This is a genomic window from Janibacter anophelis NBRC 107843 (assembly GCF_001570945.1).
GTDB lineage: Bacteria > Actinomycetota > Actinomycetes > Actinomycetales > Dermatophilaceae > Janibacter > Janibacter anophelis.
This window is the reverse complement of sequence record NZ_BCSQ01000031.1, coordinates 21,303-39,786: the sequence shown is the minus strand read 5'-3', so window position 1 is coordinate 39,786 and position 18,484 is coordinate 21,303. Positions and strand designations below refer to the sequence as shown.

The window sequence follows — 18,484 nt, the reverse complement described above, 5'->3', positions numbered from 1 at the left end:
CAAGACGGCCGCAGGCGGCCTCCTCAGGGAGCGAAGGGGGACGCCGCAGGCGGCCTCCTCAGGGAGCGGATGGGCAAGACGGCCGCAGGCGGCCTCCTCAGGGAGCGGGCCGGACGTGGAACGTGGGCGGGGTCACGCGAGGCGCATCTGTCGCAGGTGAGCAAGCGCTTAGTAGCCTCAGAGGCGTCGGGTGGAACCACCCGGCTGCTCCTGCACCACGACAGAGAGGCCCACCGTGCCCCGCACTTCACGTGAGGTCGTCTTCGTCGACGGCGTTCGCACGCCGTTCGGCAAGGCCGGGGAGAAGGGCATGTACGCCCAGACCCGCGCCGACGACCTGGTCATCAACTGCATCCGCGAGCTCATGCGCCGCCACCCCGAGCTGCCGCCGGAGCGGGTCGAAGAGGTCGCCATCGCCGCGACGACCCAGATCGGCGACCAGGGACTGACCCTGGGCCGCATGGCCTCGCTCCTCTCGGGCCTGCCCAACACCACCCCCGGCTACTCCGTCGACCGCATGTGCGCCGGCGCGATGACCGCGGTCACCAACATCGCCGGCGCCATCTCCTTCGGCTCCATCGACGTCGCCGTCGCCGGTGGCGTCGAGCACATGGGCCGTCACCCCATGGGTGAGGGCGTCGACCCCAACCCGCGCGTCGTCGCCGAAAAGCTCGTCGACCCCTCCGCGCTCGTCATGGGCAAGACGGCCGAAAACCTGCACGACCGCTACCCGACGCTCACCAAGGAGCGCTCGGACGAGTTCGCGGTCAACAGCCAGCGCAAGCTCGCCCAGGCCTACGAGGACGGCAAGATCCAGCCCGACCTCGTCCCGACCGCCACCCGTCACGCCGACAAGGGCTGGGGGCTGGCCACCGCCGACGAGCCGCCGCGCCCGCAGACGACGCTCGAGTCCCTCAAGGGCCTGAAGACCCCCTTCCGCCCGCACGGCAACGTCACCGCCGGCAATGCGGCCGGCCTCAACGACGGCGCGACGGCCTGCATCCTCGCGGCCGAGGAGACCGCGCAGGAGCTCGGTCTGCCCGTCGGCATGCGTCTGGTCGAGTTCGCCTTCGTCGGCGTCGAGCCGGAGGTCATGGGTTACGGCCCGGTCCCCGCCGCCGAGAAGGCCCTGGCCAAGGCCGGCCTGACCATCGACGACATCGACCTCTTCGAGCTCAACGAGGCCTTCGCCGTGCAGGTGCTCGCCTTCCTCGAGCACTTCGGCATCGCCGACGACTCCGACAAGGTCAACCGCTACGGCGGTGCCATCGCGACCGGCCACCCGCTGGCTTCCTCCGGCGTGCGTCTGATGACCCAGCTGGCCCGCCAGTTCGCCGAGGACCCGAGCGTCCGCTACGGCATGACCGCCATGTGCATCGGCATCGGCATGGGTGGCGCCGTCATCTGGGAAAACCCGCACCACGCCGACTACGGCAAGGAGAACTGAGCATGAGCGAGCCCAAGCCCGAGGTCGTCACCCGCGCCCTCGTCCAGGACGTCCAGCTCCCCGCCGACGGCGGCACGCTGGCCCTCATCACGCTGGACAACGGCCACGACCACACCAAGCCCAACACCTTCGGCCTCGAGGGCATGGCCGGTCTGAGCGCCGCCGTCGCGACGCTGCAGCAGCGCGCGGAGGCCGGCGAGATCGTCGCCGTCGCCGTCACGGGCAAGCCCTTCATCTTCGCCGTCGGCGCCGACCTCTCCGGCGTCCCGGGCGTCGCCTCCCGTGAGCAGGCCCTCGAGATCGCCCGCGCCGGCCACGCCGCCTACGCGGCGGTCATGGACCTGCCAGTGCCGACCTTCGCCTTCGTCAACGGCGCGGCGATGGGCGGTGGCGTCGAACTGTCGCTGGCCTGCGACTACCGCACGATGAGCAAGGCCGTGCCGGCCATCGCGCTGCCCGAGGTCTTCCTCGGTCTCGTGCCCGGCTGGGGCGGCTGCTACCTGCTCCCCCGCCTCGTCGGCCCGGAGAAGGCCCTCAAGGTCATCGTCGAGAACCCGCTCAACACCAACCGGATGCTGAACGGCCCGGCCGCGGCGAAGCTCGGCCTCGCCGACGCGCTCCTCGACGGCGCCGACTTCCTCGAGCAGTCGATCATCTGGGCGGCTGGAGTCCTCACCGGCGAGACGAAGGTCGAGCGCGAGCCGGTGAGCGACGACGCCGCCGTCTGGGAGGCCGCCGCCGCGGCCGCCACGCAGCTGGCCGACGCGAAGACCGCGGGGAAGTCCCCTTCGCCCTACCGGGCCATCGAGCTCGTCACGGCCGCGCGCACCGCTGAGCGCGACGCCGCCTTCGCCGCCGAGGACGAGGCCCTGGCTGACCTCCTCATGGGTGACGAGCTGCGCGCCGGCCTGTACTCCTTCGACCTCGTGCAGAAGCGCGCGAAGCGACCGGCGGGTGCCCCCGACAAGTCGCTGGCCCGCCCGGTCGGCAAGGTCGGCATCGTCGGCGCCGGTCTCATGGCCAGCCAGCTGGCGATGCTCTTCATCCGCTCGCTCAAGGTGCCGGTCATCATGACCGACCTCGACCAGGAGCGCGTGGACAAGGGCGTCGCCTACGTCCACGGCGAGATCGACAAGTCCCTCGCCAAGGGCAAGATCACCCAGGACAAGGCCAACCAGCTCAAGGCCCTCATCACCGGCTCCACGAGCAAGGAGGGCTTCGCCGACGCGGACTTCGTCATCGAGGCCGTCTTCGAGGAGATGGGCGTCAAGAAGAAGGTCTGGGCCGAGGTCGAGCAGGTCGTCACGCCCGAGTGCGTGCTCGCCTCCAACACCTCGTCGCTGTCGATCACCGAGATGGCGTCAGACCTGGAGCACCCGGAGCGGGTCGTGGGCTTCCACTTCTTCAACCCGGTGGCCGTCATGCCGCTGCTCGAGATCATCCCGGGCGAGCGGACGGACGACGCGGCGCTCGCGACGGCCTTCGCCACCGGCAAGGGCCTGAAGAAGACCTGCATCCTCGTCAAGGACAGCCCCTCCTTCATCGCCAACCGACTGCTCGGCCGCTTCATGGGCGAGTTCTCCAAGATCGTCGACGAGGGCACTGCGGTCGAGGTCGCAAACGAGGGCATCGCGGGCCTGGCCCCGATGCCGCCGCTGGTCCTCGTCGGGCTCGTCGGCCCGGCGATCGCGCTGCACAACAGCGAGACGCTGCACCGTGAGCTCGGCGAGCGCTTCTACGTCTCGCCCAACCTCAAGGCGCTCGTCGAGGCCGGTAAGCGCTCCTACGACGACGAAGGTGTGGCCGAGCTGCTCACCGCCCCCGAGTCGCCGGTTGAGCTGACCGCGCAGCAGGTCCGTGAGCGGGTCCTCGGCGTCCTCGCCGAGGAGGTGCGCACGATGCTCGACGACGGTGTCGCACAGGCCCCGATGGACATCGACCTCGCGATGATCACCGGCGCCGGCTTCCAATTCTGGAACGGTGGCCTCACGCCGCTCCTGGACCGTGAGGGCGTCTCGGAGAAGGTCACCGGGCAGCGCTTCCTGCCGAAGGGTGTGGCCAGCGTCCCGGCCTGATGCGTTGGCAGCATGACGAGGCCTGACCGGCTTCCGACATGTCGAAGGGGAGGTCCCGACGACGACCTTCGCTTCTCGTGGTCCTCGCAACTCCTGCGTCCGAGGAGTTGCGAGGACCACGGTCGTTTCGACGTGAAGAAGGGCCGAGGGGCCTGGCGGTGACCAGCGATCTTCAGGATTGCACTGCGCCGATACCGACCGGCTCGTAGCTCACCTGCAATCACTCGTGGACGCCGGGAACACCGTGGTCATGGTCGAGCTCGACATGCGAGTCATCGCACAGTCCGATCACGTCATCGATCTCGGGCCCGGTGCTGGGGGCGACGGCGGACAGGTCGTCGCGGCTGGCACTCCAGCAGAGGTCGCTGGTTCGTCCACGAGCGCTTCGGCACGTTATCTGGCCACTGCGCTCGAAGAGGCTGCTGCCGTCTCGAGGGTGGACACCGTCGTTGCCTGAGGCAGCTGCGCGTGTGATGACATCTCGCTCCGGTCTGTCGTGACGTCGGTGGCGACGAAGTGGTGGTGGTATGAGGTGAGTCGGGAAGGACCGCAACGATCCCGGCCTCCCATGCCAGGATGGCGGAATCCGCAGCAGGCGAAGGCGGCGATCGCGCTGACCGGCGACACGCGGGGAACGACGACGGGCGGCACCTATCTCATATATGGGTTACCGTGGTTGGTATGTCTGATGACTACCTCGCCCGGATCGGCACGACGATCAAGGAGGCGCGTCACCGCGCTGGCCTGTCCCAAGCCGACCTCGCCACCAAGCTCGAGACGAGCCAGAGCGCCGTCGCGCGCATCGAGGCCGGGGGGCAGAACCTCACCCTCGACAACCTCGCCCGCATCAGCGAGGCCCTCGACACCGAGCTGGTCGCCCTGACCCGCACGTCGAGCAGCGGCGCCGTCCACCTGAAGATCGAGGGCGGTCGCACCCTCTCCGGCGCCATCGACGTCAAGACGAGCAAGAACGCTGCCGTCGCGCTGCTGTGCGCCTCCCTGCTCAACCGGGGCCGCACCACGCTGCGCAACCTCGCGCGCATCGAGGAGGTCAACCGCATCCTCGAGGTGCTCGACTCCATCGGGGTCAAGACCCGGTGGCTGCCCGACAGCGCTGACCTGGAGATCATTCCGCCGGAGCGGATCGACCTCGACGGCATGGACGAGGCCGCGGCCCGCCGCACCCGCACCGTCATCATGTTCCTCGGGCCGCTGCTGCACGAGTTCGACAACTTCCGCCTGCCCTACGCCGGCGGCTGCGACCTCGGCACGCGCACCGTCGAGCCGCACATGACTTCCCTGACGCACTTCGGCCTGGACGTCACCGCCACGCAGGGCTGGTACGAGGCCAAGGTCACCGGCCAGGACGCCGCCGACAAGACGATCATCCTGACCGAGCGCGGCGACACCGTGACGGAGAACGCGCTGATGGCCGCGGCCCGGCACCCGGGCCGCACGACGATCCGCAATGCCTCCCCCAACTACATGGTCCAGGACCTGTGCTTCTTCCTCGAGAAGCTCGGCGTCCAGGTCCAGGGCATTGGCACCACGACCCTCGAGGTCGTCGGCCGGGAGCACATCGACGTCGACGTCGAGTACTCCCCCAGCGAGGACCCGATCGAGGCGATGAGCCTGATCGCCGCGGCGGTCGTCACCAAGTCCGAGATCACCATCCGACGCTCCCCCATCGAGTTCCTCGAGATCGAGCTCGCGACGCTCGCCGGCATGGGCATGCAGTACTCGCTCTCCGAGGAGTACCTCGCCCACAACGGCCGCACGCGACTGGTCGACATCACGACCCACCCCGGGCCGCTCAAGGCGCCGATCGACAAGATCCACCCGATGCCCTTCCCGGGGCTGAACATCGACAACCTGCCCTTCTTCGCGCTCATCGCCGCCTGCGCCGAGGGGACGACGACGATCCACGACTGGGTCTACGACAACCGGGCGATCTACCTGACCGAGCTGAACAAGATCGGCGGCAAGGTCACGCTGATGGACCCCCACCGCGTCCTCGTCGAGGGCCCCAACCGCTGGCGCGCCAACGAGGTCACCTGCCCGCCGGCGTTGCGTCCGGGCGTCGTCGTCCTGCTGGCGATGCTCGCCGCGCCGGGCACGTCGTACCTGCGCAACGTGTACGTCATCCACCGCGGCTACGAGGACCTCGCCGAGCGCCTCAACGCGCTGGGTGCGAGCGTGCAGCCCTTCCGCGACATCGGCTGACGACCCGAGCGCACGAGGAGAGGGCCCCACCGGATCACCGGTGGGGCCCTCCCTTCGTCACAACGCCCGAGGAGATCGCGGTGACCCGTCAGAGGTGCGCGCGCACCCGCTCGACGATCGGGTCGGGAGCCAGCCCCACGCTCTCGAGCACCTGTGCCCGGGAGGCGTGGTCGATGAACTGCTTGGGCAGGCCGAAGCGGTGCACGGGCACGGCCACGCCCGCCTCGTCGAGCGCGCGGGCGACCTCGCCACCGACACCGCCGGCGACATTGTTGTCCTCAATGACCGCCACGCGACCGGCGCGGCGCGACAGCTCGACGAGCGCCTCGGGCACGGGCAGGACCCACCGGGGGTCGACGACGAGGGTCGGGTGCCCCTCGGCGGCCAACTTCTCGGCGACGGTCGTCGCGGTCGCGGCCATGGCACCGACGGCGACGACGAGGACCTCGGGGTCGACCTCGGGGTCACCGGCGAGCACGTCGAGGCCGTCGATCGTGGCCGTGGCCTCGATCGGCTCCGCGACGCTGCCCTTGGGGAAGCGGATGACGGTGGGTGCGTCGTCGACCTCGACGGCCTCGCGCAGCGCCAGCCGGATCTGGTGCCCGTCGCGCGGGGCGGCCAGGCGCAGTCCCGGGACGAGGGCAACGAGGGACATGTCCCACATGCCGTGGTGGCTCGCGCCGTCCGGCCCGGTGACGCCCGAGCGGTCGAGCACGAAGGTCACGCCGGCCTTGTGCATCGCGCAGTCCATGAGCAGCTGGTCGAAGGCGCGGTTCAAGAAGGTCGCGTAGATCGCGACGACGGGGTGCATGCCGGCGAAGGCGAGCCCGGCGGCCATCGTCGTCGCGTGCTGCTCGGCGATGCCCACGTCGAAGATCCGGTCGGGATGGGCGTCGGCGAAGGGTTGCAGCCCCACCGGCATCATCATCGCCGCGGTGATCGCGACGACGTCGGGGCGTCGCTCCCCCAGCGCGAGCATCTCGTCGCTGAACTCGTCGGTCCAGGAGCGCCCGGAGATCTCCAGCGGCAGGCCGGTCTCGGGGTTGATCTTGCCGACGGCGTGGAACTGGTCGGCGACGTCGTTGCACGCGTGCTCGTAGCCGCGCCCCTTCTGCGTGATGACGTGCACGAGCACCGGGCCGCCGAAGGCGCGGGCCCGACGCAGCGCCTGCTCGACGCTCGTCTCGTCGTGGCCGTCGACCGGTCCGACGTACTTGATGCCGAGGTCCTCGAACATCCCCTGCGGGGCCCAGAAGTCCTTGGCGCCCTTCTTCATCGAGTGGAAGGCCTGGTAGGCGGCCCGACCGACGACGGGCGTGCGGTTGAGCTTGTCCTTGCCCCAGTCGAGCACCTGCTCGTACTGACGGTTGGTGCGCAGCATCGCGAGGTGGTCGGCGAGCCCGCCGATCGTCGGCGCGTAGGAGCGCTCGTTGTCGTTGACGATGATGACGAGAGGCAGGTCCTTGTCGGCGGCGATGTTGTTGAGCGCCTCCCAGGCCATGCCGCCGGTCAGGGCGCCGTCGCCGATGACGGCGACCGCGTGCCGCTCCTCGCCGCGCAGGCGGTAGCCCTTGGCGATGCCCTCGGCCCACGACAGGGAGGTTGACGCGTGGCTGTTCTCCACGACGTCGTGGGGCGACTCCGCGCGGCTCGGGTACCCCGACATCCCGCCGCGGGTGCGCAGCCCGCCGAAGTCCTGTCGACCCGTGAGCAGCTTGTGCACGTAGGACTGGTGGCCGGTGTCGAAGACGACCGTGTCACTCGGGCTGTCGAAGACGCGGTGCAGCGCGATCGTCAGCTCGACGACCCCGAGGTTGGGCCCGAGGTGTCCGCCGCTGCGGGAGACCTCGGCGACGAGGAAGGCTCGGATCTCCTCCGCGAGGGTCTCGAGCTGCTCTGCGGGCAGGCGCTTGAGGTCGGCGGGTGAGGTGATCGTCTCGAGGACTGCCACGCTGGGCTTCCTTCCAAGGGTCGGGGACCGCACGAGTCTACGTCCGCAGCACTGGGAAGTGGCTGTGACCTACCCAGCCTGTCACCACGTCGGACGAAGGGGGTCACAGCCGGTCGACGAAGACGCTCCCGTCGAGCGCCTCCCGGATGAGCAGGATGCTCCGCTGCGCGGACCGCAGCCGCAGGCCCTCGTGCTCGAGCGCCACGAGCAGGGCGTCGATCGTGCCCTCGGGCAACGACTCCGCCAGGTCGACGCGCACCGTCCGGTATGCCTGCCGCATCGCGTCGACCTGCGCCGCGACGTGCAGGTCGGCGAGCCAGGCCAGCGCGGCCGGGTGCCGACGCAGCACCGCATGCCCGCGGTAGTCGGGCGGGCACAGGTCGAGCAGCCACGAGACCGCCGCCGACTGCCACCCCCGCACCGCGGGTGGTGGCACGCGGTCCGGCCACCCAGGGGGTCCCCCCTTCGCCCCGGCCGCAGCGGTCCGCGCCCCCGGCGACCCGGGCAGCGCCGTCCGCACCGGCGGACGGGAGGTCTGGTCGAACATGTGTTCGAGTGTACGTCGCCGCGGCGACGGCCCACCACCCCGCGCATCTCCCTAGGGAAATGCGAACGACAGGGACGGCACGACGAAGGGGGCCGCCCACCGGATGGTGGACGACCCCCTTCGCGCACGCTCCCCGAGGAGGCGCGCCAGCGCCGTCTCGCAGGAGAGGTCAGCCGACGAGCGACCGCAGCACGTACTGCAGGATGCCGCCGTTGCGGTAGTAGTCCGCCTCGCCGGGGGTGTCGATGCGCACGACCGCGTCGAACTCAACGACCTCCCCACCGTCCTTGGTCGCCGTGACCTTGACCGTCTTGGGCGTCGAGCCGTTGTTGAGCTCGGTGATGCCCGCGATGTCGAAGGTCTCCGTGCCGTCCAGGCCGAGCGACTCCGCGCTCTGCCCCTCGGGGAACTGGAGCGGGACGACGCCCATGCCGATGAGGTTGGAGCGGTGGATGCGCTCGTAGGACTGCGCGATGACGGCCCGGACGCCCAGCAGCGCGGTGCCCTTGGCCGCCCAGTCACGCGACGAACCCGAGCCGTACTCCTTGCCCGCGAGGACGACGAGCGGGATGCCGGCCTCGATGTACTTCTCCGACGCCTCGAAGATCGTCGTCTGCTCGCCACCATTGGTGAAGTCGCGGGTGAAGCCACCCTCGACACCGTCGAGCAGCAGGTTCTTCAGTCGGATGTTGGCGAAGGTGCCGCGGATCATCACCTCGTGGTTGCCACGGCGCGAGCCGTAGGAGTTGAAGTCCTTGCGCTCCACACCGTGCTCGGCGAGGTAGACGCCCGCCGGGCTGTCGGCCTTGATCGCGCCGGCCGGGCTGATGTGGTCGGTGGTCACCGAGTCACCGAGCAGCGCGAGGACGCGGGCACCGGAGATGTCCTGGACCTCGTCGAGCTCCATCGTCATGCCCTCGAAGTACGGGGGCTTGCGCACGTAGGTCGACTCCTGGGCCCACTCGAAGGTGTTGCCCTCGGGCGTCTCGAGCGAGGTCCAGCGCTCGTCACCGGCGAAGACGTCGGCGTACTTCTCGACGAACATCTCCTGGTTGACGGCCTCGTCGATGACGGACTGGACGTCGGCCGGGGCCGGCCAGATGTCCTTGAGGAAGACGTCGTTGCCGTCGGTGTCCTGGCCCAGCGCCTCGGACTCGAAGTCGAAGTCCATCGTGCCGGCGAGGGCGTAGGCGATGACGAGGGGCGGCGACGCGAGGTAGTTCATCTTCACGTCGGGGTTGATGCGCCCCTCGAAGTTGCGGTTGCCGGACAGCACCGAGGTCACGGCGAGGTCGTTGGCGTTGACCGCCTGCGAGACCTCCTCGATGATCGGGCCGGAGTTGCCGATGCAGGTGGTGCAGCCGTAGCCGACGAGGTGGTAGCCGAGCTTCTCGAGGTAGGGCCACATGCCGGCCTTCTCGTAGTACGACGTGACGACCTTGGACCCGGGGGCCATGGAGGTCTTGACCCACGGCTTGACCTGCAGGCCGCGCTCGACGGCGTTCTTGGCGAGCATCGCGGCCGCCATCATCACCGACGGGTTGGACGTGTTGGTGCAGCTGGTGATCGAGGCGATGACGACGTGGCCGTGGTCGACCTCGACCTCGGCGCCGTCGATGACGACCTTGGCCGGGTTGGAGGCGCGGTCACCGTTGGCGCGCGGCTCGGAGTGCTCCGGCCGGCCGGCGGCCTCGGACGCCTCGTGCGCGTCGTGGCTCGGGGCGTCGGACGCCGGGAAGGTGTCGCGCAGCTCCTGGTCGACCGAGGACTTCTCGATGCCGTTGCCGTCGACGACGTAGTTCTTCAGGTCGCCGCGGAACTGCTCCTTGGCCTTGCTGACCTCGATGCGGTCCTGGGGACGCTTCGGGCCGGCGATCGAGGGCACGACCGTGGACAGGTCGAGCTCGAGGTACTCGGAGAAGCGCGGCTCGACGGCCGGGTCGAGCCACATGCCCTGGGCCTTGGCGTAGGCCTCGACGAGCGCGACCTGCTGCTCGGAGCGACCGGTGAGGCGCAGGTACTCGAGGGTGACGTCGTCGATGGGGAACATCGCGGCGGTGGAGCCGAACTCGGGGCTCATGTTGCCGATCGTCGCGCGGTTGGCCAGCGGCACCTCGGCGACGCCCTCGCCGTAGAACTCGACGAACTTGCCGACCACACCGTGGTCGCGCAGCATCTCGGTGATCGTCAGCACGACGTCGGTCGCGGTCGCGCCGGCCGGGATCGCCCCGGAGAGCTTGAAGCCGACGACGCGCGGGATGAGCATGGAGACCGGCTGGCCGAGCATCGCGGCCTCGGCCTCGATGCCGCCGACGCCCCAGCCCAGGACGCCCAGGCCGTTCTCCATCGTCGTGTGCGAGTCGGTGCCGACGCAGGTGTCGGGGTAGGCGACGCCGTCGCGGGTCATCGTGACGCGGGCCAGGTGCTCGATGTTGACCTGGTGGACGATGCCGGTGCCCGGGGGGACGACCTTGAAGTCGTCGAAGGCGGTCTGGCCCCAGCGCAGGAACTGGTAGCGCTCGTTGTTGCGCTCGTACTCGAGGTCGACGTTGTGCGCGAAGGCGCCGGCGGTGCCGAACTCGTCGATCTGCACGGAGTGGTCGATGACCAGCTCGGCGGGGGCGAGCGGGTTGATCTTCGTCGGGTCGCCACCGAGCTCGGCGACGGCCTCGCGCATCGTGGCGAGGTCGACGACGCAGGGGACGCCGGTGAAGTCCTGCATGATCACGCGGGCGGGCGTGAACTGGATCTCGGTGCTCGGCTGGGCGTCCTTGTCCCAGGAGCCGAGCGCGGTGATGTGATCGGCGGTGACGTTCTCGCCGTCCTCGGTGCGCAGCTGGTTCTCGAGCAGCACCTTGAGGCTGTAGGGCAGGTCCGCGGATCCCTCGACCTTGTCGATCCGGTAGATCTCGTAGGACTCGTCACCGACGGTGAGCTGGTCCTTGGCGTTGAAGGTGTTCGCACTGGCCACAGTCGACTCCTCTGTTGGTTATCTTGACGTCAAGATAAAACTATCACAGCCGGTGACGCCCGGTCCTCCGGCCCGTTCCCCCGCCACTCTTCCCCAAAACGTGCGCCACGTCACGGGCGCGCGTCCTCCCCCTTCGGCTCGAAGGTCGCCACGCACTCGACGTGGTGCGTCATGGGGAAGGCGTCCAGGGCCCGCAGGCCCGTCAGGTCGTACCCGAGCCCGGTCAGGTAGCCGGTGTCCCGGGCGAGCGCCGCCGGGTCGCAGGCGACGTACACCAGGCGCCGGGGACGAAGGGAGGTCAGCGCCTCCACGACCCCGCGGCCCGCCCCGGTGCGGGGTGGATCGAGGACGACGACGTCGGCGCTCGGGGGCAGCAGGTCGGAGCGGGCGGGGCGACGCGGGCCGCGACGGCGCCCCCTGCGCGGGACACCGAAGAGGTCGTCGACCCGACCGCAGACGACGAGTGCCTGCGGGGTCGCCGCGAGGTTGTCGCGCAGGTGCTCGGTCGCGCGACGGTCGGACTCGACCGCGATCAGCTGGCCGTCGGGGCCGACCGCCTCGGCGAGCGGGACGGACAGCAGGCCCACACCGGAGTACAGGTCGAGGACCCGCTCCCCCGGACGCACGTCAGCGGCGGCCAGGACGGCGCCGACGAACGCGCGCGGGGCATCGCGGTGCACCTGCCAGAATCCCCGGGCGTCCACACCCAGTACCCGCTCCCCCGCCGGCGTCGCGACCCGCTCGGTGATGGCGATCGGCGGGGTGGGCTCCTCGGTGGGGACCTCGACGACGACGGTGTCCGCCTCCGCGGACGGGACCACGATGTCGAGGGCGCTGATGCCGTCGAGCTCGCCGCGGGTGCGCTCCACGTCGGCGAGGGTCTCCACGAGCGCCTCGTCGATCTCGGGCACGGCGATCGGGCACCCGGTGACCGGCACGACCTCGTGGCTGCGGTGCCGGCGCAGGCCGACCCGACCGTCCACCACGGCGAACTCGACCCGGGTGCGGTAGCGCAGCCCGTCCTCGTCGTCGAGCGGTTCGACGAGGACCTCGCGCTCGATGCCGGCGAGCCGCTGCAGCTGCTCGGCGACGACGTCGGCCTTCAGCCGGCGCTGGTGCTCGGTGCTCACGTGCTGGAAGTCGCAGCCGCCGCACCTGCCGGGCCCGGCGACGGGACACCGCACCGGCACGCGGTCCGGGGAGGCGGTGAGGACCTCGACGGCGTCCGCCCGCAGGAATCGGTCACCGGGACCCCCTTCGGTGATCCGGGCGCGCACCCGCTCGCCGGGCAGGGTGTGCCTTACGAAGAGCACCCGGCCCTCGTGGCGGGCCACGCAGTGCCCGCCGTGCGCGATGGGGCCGACCTCCACGTCGACCTCGTCGCCCACCGTCAGTTCGTCCGCCTCCGGACCCGTCATGCTCCACCTCGTCGTACGTCGCCGGCCACGGGGCCGTCCATGCGTTCCTCGGCACCGGCCGAGCTGGCCAGCTGCCACGGCACCGAGGAGACCATGACCCCCGGTGTGAAGATCAGGCGGCTGCGCAGCCGCAGCGCCGACTGGTTGTGCAGCGCCTGCTCCCACCAGTGGCCGAGCACGTACTGCGGGATGTAGACGACGACGAGGTCCCGTGGGTTGCCGGAGCGGATCGACTTGACGTAGTCGACGACCGGCCGGGTGATCTCGCGGTAGGGCGAGTCCAGCGCCTTGAGCGGCACGGGGATCCCCCGCCGGTCCCACTCCTCCTGCAGCGCGCGGGTCGCCTCCGGGTCGACGTCGACCGTGACCGCCTCGAGCCTGGAGGGACGCGTCGCCGTGGCGTAGGCGAGGGCCCGCAGAGCGGGGCGGTGGATCGTGCTCACGAGGACGATCGCGTGGACCCGCGAAGGGAGCAGCTGGTGCCGGGTGTCGTCTTCGGCCACCGCGAGCTCGTCACTGACATGCTGGTAGTGGCGGCTGATCGCCCCCATGAGGACGAAGAGGGCGGCCATGGCGGCGATCGCGAAGCCCGCACCGTGGGTGAACTTCGTGAGGATGACGACGACGAGGACGGTGCCGGACATCACCGCGCCCACGGCGTTGATCGCGCGACGGCGCATCATCCCGCGCTGGGCCGAGCGGTCCTTCTCCACGGCCAGGTGCCGGTTCCAGTGCCGCACCATGCCGATCTGGCTCAGGGTGAAGGAGACGAAGACCCCGACGATGTACAGCTGGATGAGGCGGGTGACGCTGGCGTCGAAGATCACGACGAGCAGGCCCGCCGCACCGGCGAGCAGCAGGATGCCGTTGGAGAAGGCCAGCCGGTCACCGCGGGTGTGCAGCTGGCGCGGCAGGTAGCCGTCGCGCGCCAGGATCGAGCCGAGGACGGGGAATCCGTTGAAGGCGGTGTTGGCCGCGAGCACGAGGATCAGGCCGGTGACGATCGCGACGACGACGACACCGGCGGGGAACCCCTCGAAGACCGCCCCGGCGACCTGTGCCATGACCGTGTGCTGGACGTACTCCTCGCCGACGGGCACGCCGTCGCGCAGCAGCTGCTGCGCCGGGTCGTCGGCGATCTTGACGCCGGTCCACGTGGCGAGCGCGATCATCGACATGAGCATCGTGATTGACACGGCACCCATGAGCAGCAGCGTGGTCGCGGCGTTCTTGCTCTTGGGCTTGCGGAAGGCCGGGACGCCGTTGCTGATCGCCTCGACACCGGTGAGGGCCGCTGCGCCGGAACTGAACGCGCGCAGCAGCAGGAAGGCCATGGCGAGCGTGCCGAGCTGCTCCATGCCGGGCTCCGGCGCGAGCGTCAGCGAGGCGCTCTCGGCCGAGGGCAGGTGCCCGGTCGTGCGGCGCACGATCCCCACGAGCGCCATGCCGAGCACCGCGAACATGAAGAGGTACGTGGGGATCGCGAAGGCCTTGCCGGACTCGCGGACCCCACGCAGGTTCATCGCCGTGAGCGCGGCGATGAGGGCGATCGCGGCGAGGACCTCGTTCCCCCGGATCCAGGGGAAGGCGGCCGCGGCGTTCTGCACCCCGGACGAGATCGACACGGCGACCGTGAGCACGTAGTCGACGAGCAGCGCGCTGGCGACGGTCAGGCCCGCCTTGGGCCCGAGGTTGGTGCTGGCGATCTCGTAGTCACCACCCCCCGAGGGGTAGGCGTGCACGTTCTGCCGGTAGCTGGCGACGACGACTGCCATGACCGCGACGACGGCGAGCGCGACGGGCCACGAGTGGGTCATCGCGAGCGCACCGCCGGCGAGGCCGAGGGTCAGCAGGATCTCGTCGGGGGCGTAGGCGACGGAGCTGAGGGCGTCACTGGCGAAGACGGGCAACGCCAGGCGCTTGGGGAGCAACGTCTCGCCGAGACGGTCGCTGCGCATCGCACGTCCGACGAGGACGCGCTTGATGAGTCGTCCGGAAGACACCACGCGAGTGTAGGCCTGCTCGAGGAGGGGTACCGTCTGAGCCGTGCACTTCGTCATCATGGGCTGCGGGCGCGTCGGCGCCTCCCTCGCCCGCTCGCTCGAGCGCATCGGCCACGACGTCGCCGTCGTCGACCAGGACCCCGCCGCCTTCCGTCGGCTCGGCAGCGAGTTCAACGGCCGCCGCGTCGCGGGTGTGGGCTTCGACCGGGACACCCTCGAGCAGGCCGGCATCCGGGACGCCTACGCCTTCGCCGCCGTCTCCAGCGGTGACAACTCCAACATCCTCGCGGCGCGGGTGGCGCGCGAGACCTTCGGCGTCGAGCACGTCGTCGCCCGCATCTACGACCCGGACCGCGCGCAGGTCTACCAGCGGCTGGGCATCCCCACCGTCGCGACGGTGCGCTGGACGGCCGACCAGGTCCTGCGCCGCCTGCTCCCCCAGGGTGAGGCGACCGAGATGACCGACGCCTCGGGCAAGCTCGTCGTCTCCGAGATCCAGGTCTCACCGGCCTGGGTCGGCCACCGCCTCACGGCGATGGAGGAGGCGACCGGGGCCCGGGTCGCCTACGTGACCCGGCTCGGCGAGGGCATCCTGCCCGGCCCGGAGACGGTCCACCAGGAGGGCGACCTCGTCCACCTCGTCATCCGTCGCGAGAGCATCCCCGACGTCGAGCGGATCCTCGACGGCCAGCCACCGCAGGAGGTCTGAGCGTGCGCGTCGCCATCATCGGAGCCGGCTCGGTCGGTCGGTCCATCGCCCAGGAGTTGCTGCAGAACGAGCACTCCGTCCTGCTCATCGACAAGGACGCCAACGAGACCCGTGTCGCCAAGGTCGCCGAGGCCAGCTGGCTCTCCGGCGACGCCTGCGAGCTGTCCACGCTGCAGGAGGCGCAGATCGAGACCTGCGATGTCGTCGTCTGCGCGACCGGCGACGACAAGGCCAACCTCGTCGTCTCGCTGCTCGCCAAGACCGAGTTCGGTGTGCCGCGCACCGTCGCCCGGGTCAACAACCCCAAGAACGAGTGGATGTTCGACGAGTCGTGGGGCGTCGACGTCGCGGTGTCGACGCCACGCCTGATGACGGCGCTGGTCGAGGAGGCCGTGAGCGTCGGCGACCTCGTGCGCATCTTCGACTTCCAGCAGGGCAACGCGGCGATGGCCGAGATCACCCTGCCGGCCGACAACCCCAACGTGGGTCGGCGCGTCGGTGACATCGCCTTCCCCCAGGACACGCTGCTCGTCGGCATCATCCGCGACGGCCGACCGATCGGCCCGAGCGCCGACGACTCCCTCGAGGCGCACGACGAGCTGCTCCTGCTCACCACCGCAGAGGCCGAGCCGGAGCTCGAGGCGATGATGCGCCCCGGCGGCCGCAGCCGCAAACGCCCCACCCCCTGACCGGACCCTGCATTGCCCTACGGCAATGCAGTCTCTCGACGTCAAGTGGTTGCATTTCCCCGGGCAGATGCAGTCTCTTGACGTCAAGTGGTTGCATTTCCCCGGGGAGATGCGCGGTCCGGCGGCGACCTCGGGCCGGACGAAGGGGGTCAGTCCCGGACGAAGGGGGTCAGTCCCGGGCGACGTCGACCGGCTGGACGAGGTCGTCATCCGGGTCGATGGGCGTGTGGCCCTTGACGAGCATCGCGCCCATGATGGCGACGGCTCCGGCCCACAGCGGCCAGCCGAGCACGACCTTGGTCACCGTCAGTCCCGCGACATTGTCCGCGAGGTAGAGCGGCCCCATGATGCCCACCCGAATCGCGTAGACCGCGATGAGCACGAGGGTGAGGCGGCTGCACACCTTGACCGCGGCGGCATTGCGGCGCCAGCGGAAGGGGTCGCCGGCGGCGACCGCGGCCTGGTCGGCGAAGCCGACCATGATGCCGATGACCGGCCACCGCAGGATCACCGACAGCACGGTCCCGACGAGGTAGGCGCACGAGGTGAGGATGCCGGGCAGGAAGGCGTCCTCGGCCTCGCCCGAGCGCAGCGCGAAGAAGGCCGCCAGACCCGTCGCGATGACCGACCCGAGGACGAACTGCAGCGTCTGGCGCTGGACGATCCGGGCCAGGGCGAGCAGCACGGTCAGCGCGGCGGCGGAGCCGAGCGAGATCGTGCGGTCCTTGGTGATCGACCACGCGATGACGAAGACGAGCATGGGCGCGGCCGCCTCGAGCGACCCGCGCAGCCCACCGAGGGCCTCGCCCAGACGGTGCCGGATGAGTGCCTCGACCGTGGGGTGGACGGGGGCGGCGACAGACGCGGGGGGCTCAGCCATGGTGGGGCAGCAGCTCGTAGGAGGGGTTGAAGATCGTGGCGGTCCCCGAGGGTCGGCACAGCAGCCCGGTCGCCTTGAGGTAGGCCCCCGGCTCGATGCCGTGGATGCTGCGGCGACCCAGCCAGACGAGCTGGACCGTGGCCGACCCGTCGTAGAGCTCGGCGACGAGGGCGGGCACGGTCGCCCGCGGCCGCAGGGTCACGGCGGTCAGAGTGCCGGCGACGGTGACGACCTGCCGGTCGGTGTCGGCGGCGATCGGCGTGCAGCCGTGGGCGGAGGCCGCCTCACGCAGCTCCCCTGCCGCGAGGTCGTCGTCGGAGCGCCCGAGGTCGACGAGCCGGCGCAGCAGGGAGGGCATCAGCGGACCTCGGTGATCTCGGGACCGCGCTCGAAGGGCTTGAGGTCGTCGCCCTGCTCCTGCGCGTCCTCGTCGCCCGTCTCCGCCGACGCCTGCGGCGCGGTCGGCATCTGCAGCGGGAGCATCTCGCGGGGCGCGCGCGGCTCCTCACCACGGCGCACGACGACGGACTGCAGCATCTCGTCGAAGCGGGCCCGGGCGGTCTCGTCCACGGCGGCCGATCCGGAGTAGACCGCACGCAGGAACCAGCGCGGGCCCTCAGCCCCGGCGAAGATCGCCGGCGCGAAGACCGTGCGGCCCTGGGGCCCGGGCTGGGCCAGGCGGGTGAGCAGCTCGGTGCCGAAGGGGCCGTCGGCCTCGTCGACCGTGCCGCCGTTGCCGGTGATCATCTCGGCGATCTCGTCGCGGATGTCGTCCCAGATGCCCGCCGAGCGGGGGGCCGCGAAGACCTGCAGCTGGACGGCGCCGTCGTCGTCGGCCACCTGGAGGGCCGTCACGTCATTGGTCTTCTGGTCGACCTCGAGGCGCAGCTCGATCCCGGGGGCCGGGGCGAGCAGGAGCGCGCCGAGGTCGACGAGGGAGTCGGTGTTGGAGACGTCGGCGATGTCGCGCGGTCCGCGGGCTGGCGCCTCAGCGGCGTCGGAGGCAGTGGCCGCGTCCGTCGCGGTGGTCGTCGAGTCCTGCTCGGTCGCCTCGTCAGCGGCTGCGGTCTTCTTCTTGCGCCCGAACATCATCTACGTCCTGTCGTCGACTCTGGGCCGAAGCCCCCAGTGGATCCATGTCCAGTCTCACCCCGTGGGCTGGACGGAAGCGAATCGACGGGGAGGAATTCCCCTTCGCCCACTTCCTGCAGCACCAGCTGGGCGATCCGGTCCCCGACGCGCACCGCGAACGGCTCGGCCGGGTCGAGGTTGATGAGGTTGACCATGATCTCGCCGCGGTAGCCGGAGTCGACCGTGCCCGGTGCGTTGACGACCGAGATCCCGTGCCGGGCGGCCAGGCCCGATCGCGGGTGCACGAGACCGACCCAGCCGTGCGGCAGGGCGAGCGCGATGCCCGTGGGGACGAGCGCGCGCTCCCCCGGCGCGAGCGTCAGCTCGACCACGGAGGTCAGGTCCGCCCCTGCGTCGCCGTGCTGGGCGTACGAAGGGGGGACCGCGTCCGGGTGCACCAGCTGCACCGGGACCGCGACCTGACGGGGTGCGTCAGGCAC

Annotated in this window: 14 protein-coding genes and 1 pseudogene; 6 read left to right on the top strand and 9 right to left on the bottom strand. The window is 70.5% G+C overall.

What is annotated here, in order from left to right; genetic code table 11:
- Positions 1 to 235 precede the first annotated feature (235 nt).
- The 4 genes and pseudogenes from JAN01S_RS09800 (at position 236) to JAN01S_RS09785 (ending at position 5,745) form a co-directional block, all read left to right on the top strand.
- Positions 236 to 1,447 (top strand): thiolase family protein, encoded by a 1,212-nt coding sequence (locus tag JAN01S_RS09800; RefSeq protein ID WP_068317320.1) that lies wholly within the window; start codon positions 236 to 238, stop codon positions 1,445 to 1,447.
- Between the two features lie 2 nt (positions 1,448 to 1,449).
- Complete coding sequence (locus JAN01S_RS09795) at positions 1,450 to 3,522, top strand: 3-hydroxyacyl-CoA dehydrogenase NAD-binding domain-containing protein (RefSeq protein WP_068317316.1); 2,073 nt, start codon at positions 1,450 to 1,452, stop codon at positions 3,520 to 3,522.
- Between the two features lie 160 nt (positions 3,523 to 3,682).
- Positions 3,683 to 3,979, top strand: a pseudogene (locus tag JAN01S_RS17570) (ethanolamine utilization protein); the annotation flags it as partial.
- Positions 3,980 to 4,203: 224 nt separating this feature from the next.
- On the top strand, positions 4,204 to 5,745 hold the full coding sequence (locus JAN01S_RS09785; protein ID WP_068317309.1) for a helix-turn-helix domain-containing protein: 1,542 nt from the start codon (positions 4,204 to 4,206) through the stop codon (positions 5,743 to 5,745).
- Between the two features lie 88 nt (positions 5,746 to 5,833).
- Here the strand turns inward: JAN01S_RS09785 and dxs are convergent, their stop codons facing one another.
- The 5 genes from dxs to JAN01S_RS09760 form a co-directional block, all read right to left on the bottom strand.
- Complete coding sequence (gene dxs, locus JAN01S_RS09780; protein ID WP_068317306.1) at positions 5,834 to 7,696, bottom strand: 1-deoxy-D-xylulose-5-phosphate synthase; 1,863 nt, start codon at positions 7,694 to 7,696, stop codon at positions 5,834 to 5,836.
- Between the two features lie 103 nt (positions 7,697 to 7,799).
- Positions 7,800 to 8,243 carry a hypothetical protein gene (locus JAN01S_RS09775; protein WP_244884803.1) on the bottom strand — a complete coding sequence of 148 codons (444 nt, stop codon included), beginning with the start codon at positions 8,241 to 8,243 and terminating at the stop codon, positions 7,800 to 7,802.
- A 169-nt stretch (positions 8,244 to 8,412) separates the two neighbouring features.
- On the bottom strand, positions 8,413 to 11,214 hold the full coding sequence (locus JAN01S_RS09770; RefSeq protein ID WP_068317303.1) for an aconitate hydratase: 2,802 nt from the start codon (positions 11,212 to 11,214) through the stop codon (positions 8,413 to 8,415).
- 110 nt (positions 11,215 to 11,324) lie between these two features.
- Positions 11,325 to 12,632: a class I SAM-dependent RNA methyltransferase gene (locus JAN01S_RS09765; protein ID WP_068317300.1), complete on the bottom strand. Its 1,308-nt coding sequence runs from the start codon at positions 12,630 to 12,632 to the stop codon at positions 11,325 to 11,327.
- Entirely contained in the window at positions 12,629 to 14,638 is a 2,010-nt protein-coding gene (locus tag JAN01S_RS09760; protein WP_370670779.1) for an APC family permease, read from the bottom strand. The genes JAN01S_RS09765 and JAN01S_RS09760 overlap by 4 nt, the downstream gene beginning before the upstream one ends.
- A 40-nt stretch (positions 14,639 to 14,678) precedes the next feature.
- On the opposite strand from JAN01S_RS09760, the gene JAN01S_RS09755 reads away from it, so the two are divergent.
- Positions 14,679 to 15,344: a potassium channel family protein gene (locus JAN01S_RS09755; protein WP_068317298.1), complete on the top strand. Its 666-nt coding sequence runs from the start codon at positions 14,679 to 14,681 to the stop codon at positions 15,342 to 15,344.
- A 2-nt stretch (positions 15,345 to 15,346) separates the two neighbouring features.
- Positions 15,347 to 16,033: a potassium channel family protein gene (locus JAN01S_RS09750; protein WP_068317296.1), complete on the top strand. Its 687-nt coding sequence runs from the start codon at positions 15,347 to 15,349 to the stop codon at positions 16,031 to 16,033.
- A 169-nt stretch (positions 16,034 to 16,202) separates the two neighbouring features.
- Here the strand turns inward: JAN01S_RS09750 and JAN01S_RS09745 are convergent, their stop codons facing one another.
- Genes JAN01S_RS09745 through dut form a run of 4 tightly spaced genes read right to left on the bottom strand, consistent with a single transcriptional unit; the run spans position 16,203 to position 18,484 of the window.
- Positions 16,203 to 16,913: a DUF3159 domain-containing protein gene (locus JAN01S_RS09745; RefSeq protein ID WP_068317293.1), complete on the bottom strand. Its 711-nt coding sequence runs from the start codon at positions 16,911 to 16,913 to the stop codon at positions 16,203 to 16,205.
- Positions 16,906 to 17,271 carry an OB-fold nucleic acid binding domain-containing protein gene (locus JAN01S_RS09740; RefSeq protein WP_068317291.1) on the bottom strand — a complete coding sequence of 122 codons (366 nt, stop codon included), beginning with the start codon at positions 17,269 to 17,271 and terminating at the stop codon, positions 16,906 to 16,908. Before JAN01S_RS09740 ends, JAN01S_RS09745 begins: the two co-directional genes overlap by 8 nt.
- Positions 17,271 to 18,005 (bottom strand): DUF3710 domain-containing protein, encoded by a 735-nt coding sequence (locus JAN01S_RS09735; protein ID WP_084360145.1) that lies wholly within the window; start codon positions 18,003 to 18,005, stop codon positions 17,271 to 17,273. The genes JAN01S_RS09740 and JAN01S_RS09735 overlap by 1 nt, the downstream gene beginning before the upstream one ends.
- The gene (gene dut / locus JAN01S_RS09730) at positions 18,002 to 18,484 is read right to left on the bottom strand and encodes a dUTP diphosphatase (protein WP_068317288.1); all 483 of its coding nucleotides are present in this window, start codon (positions 18,482 to 18,484) and stop codon (positions 18,002 to 18,004) included. Before dut ends, JAN01S_RS09735 begins: the two co-directional genes overlap by 4 nt.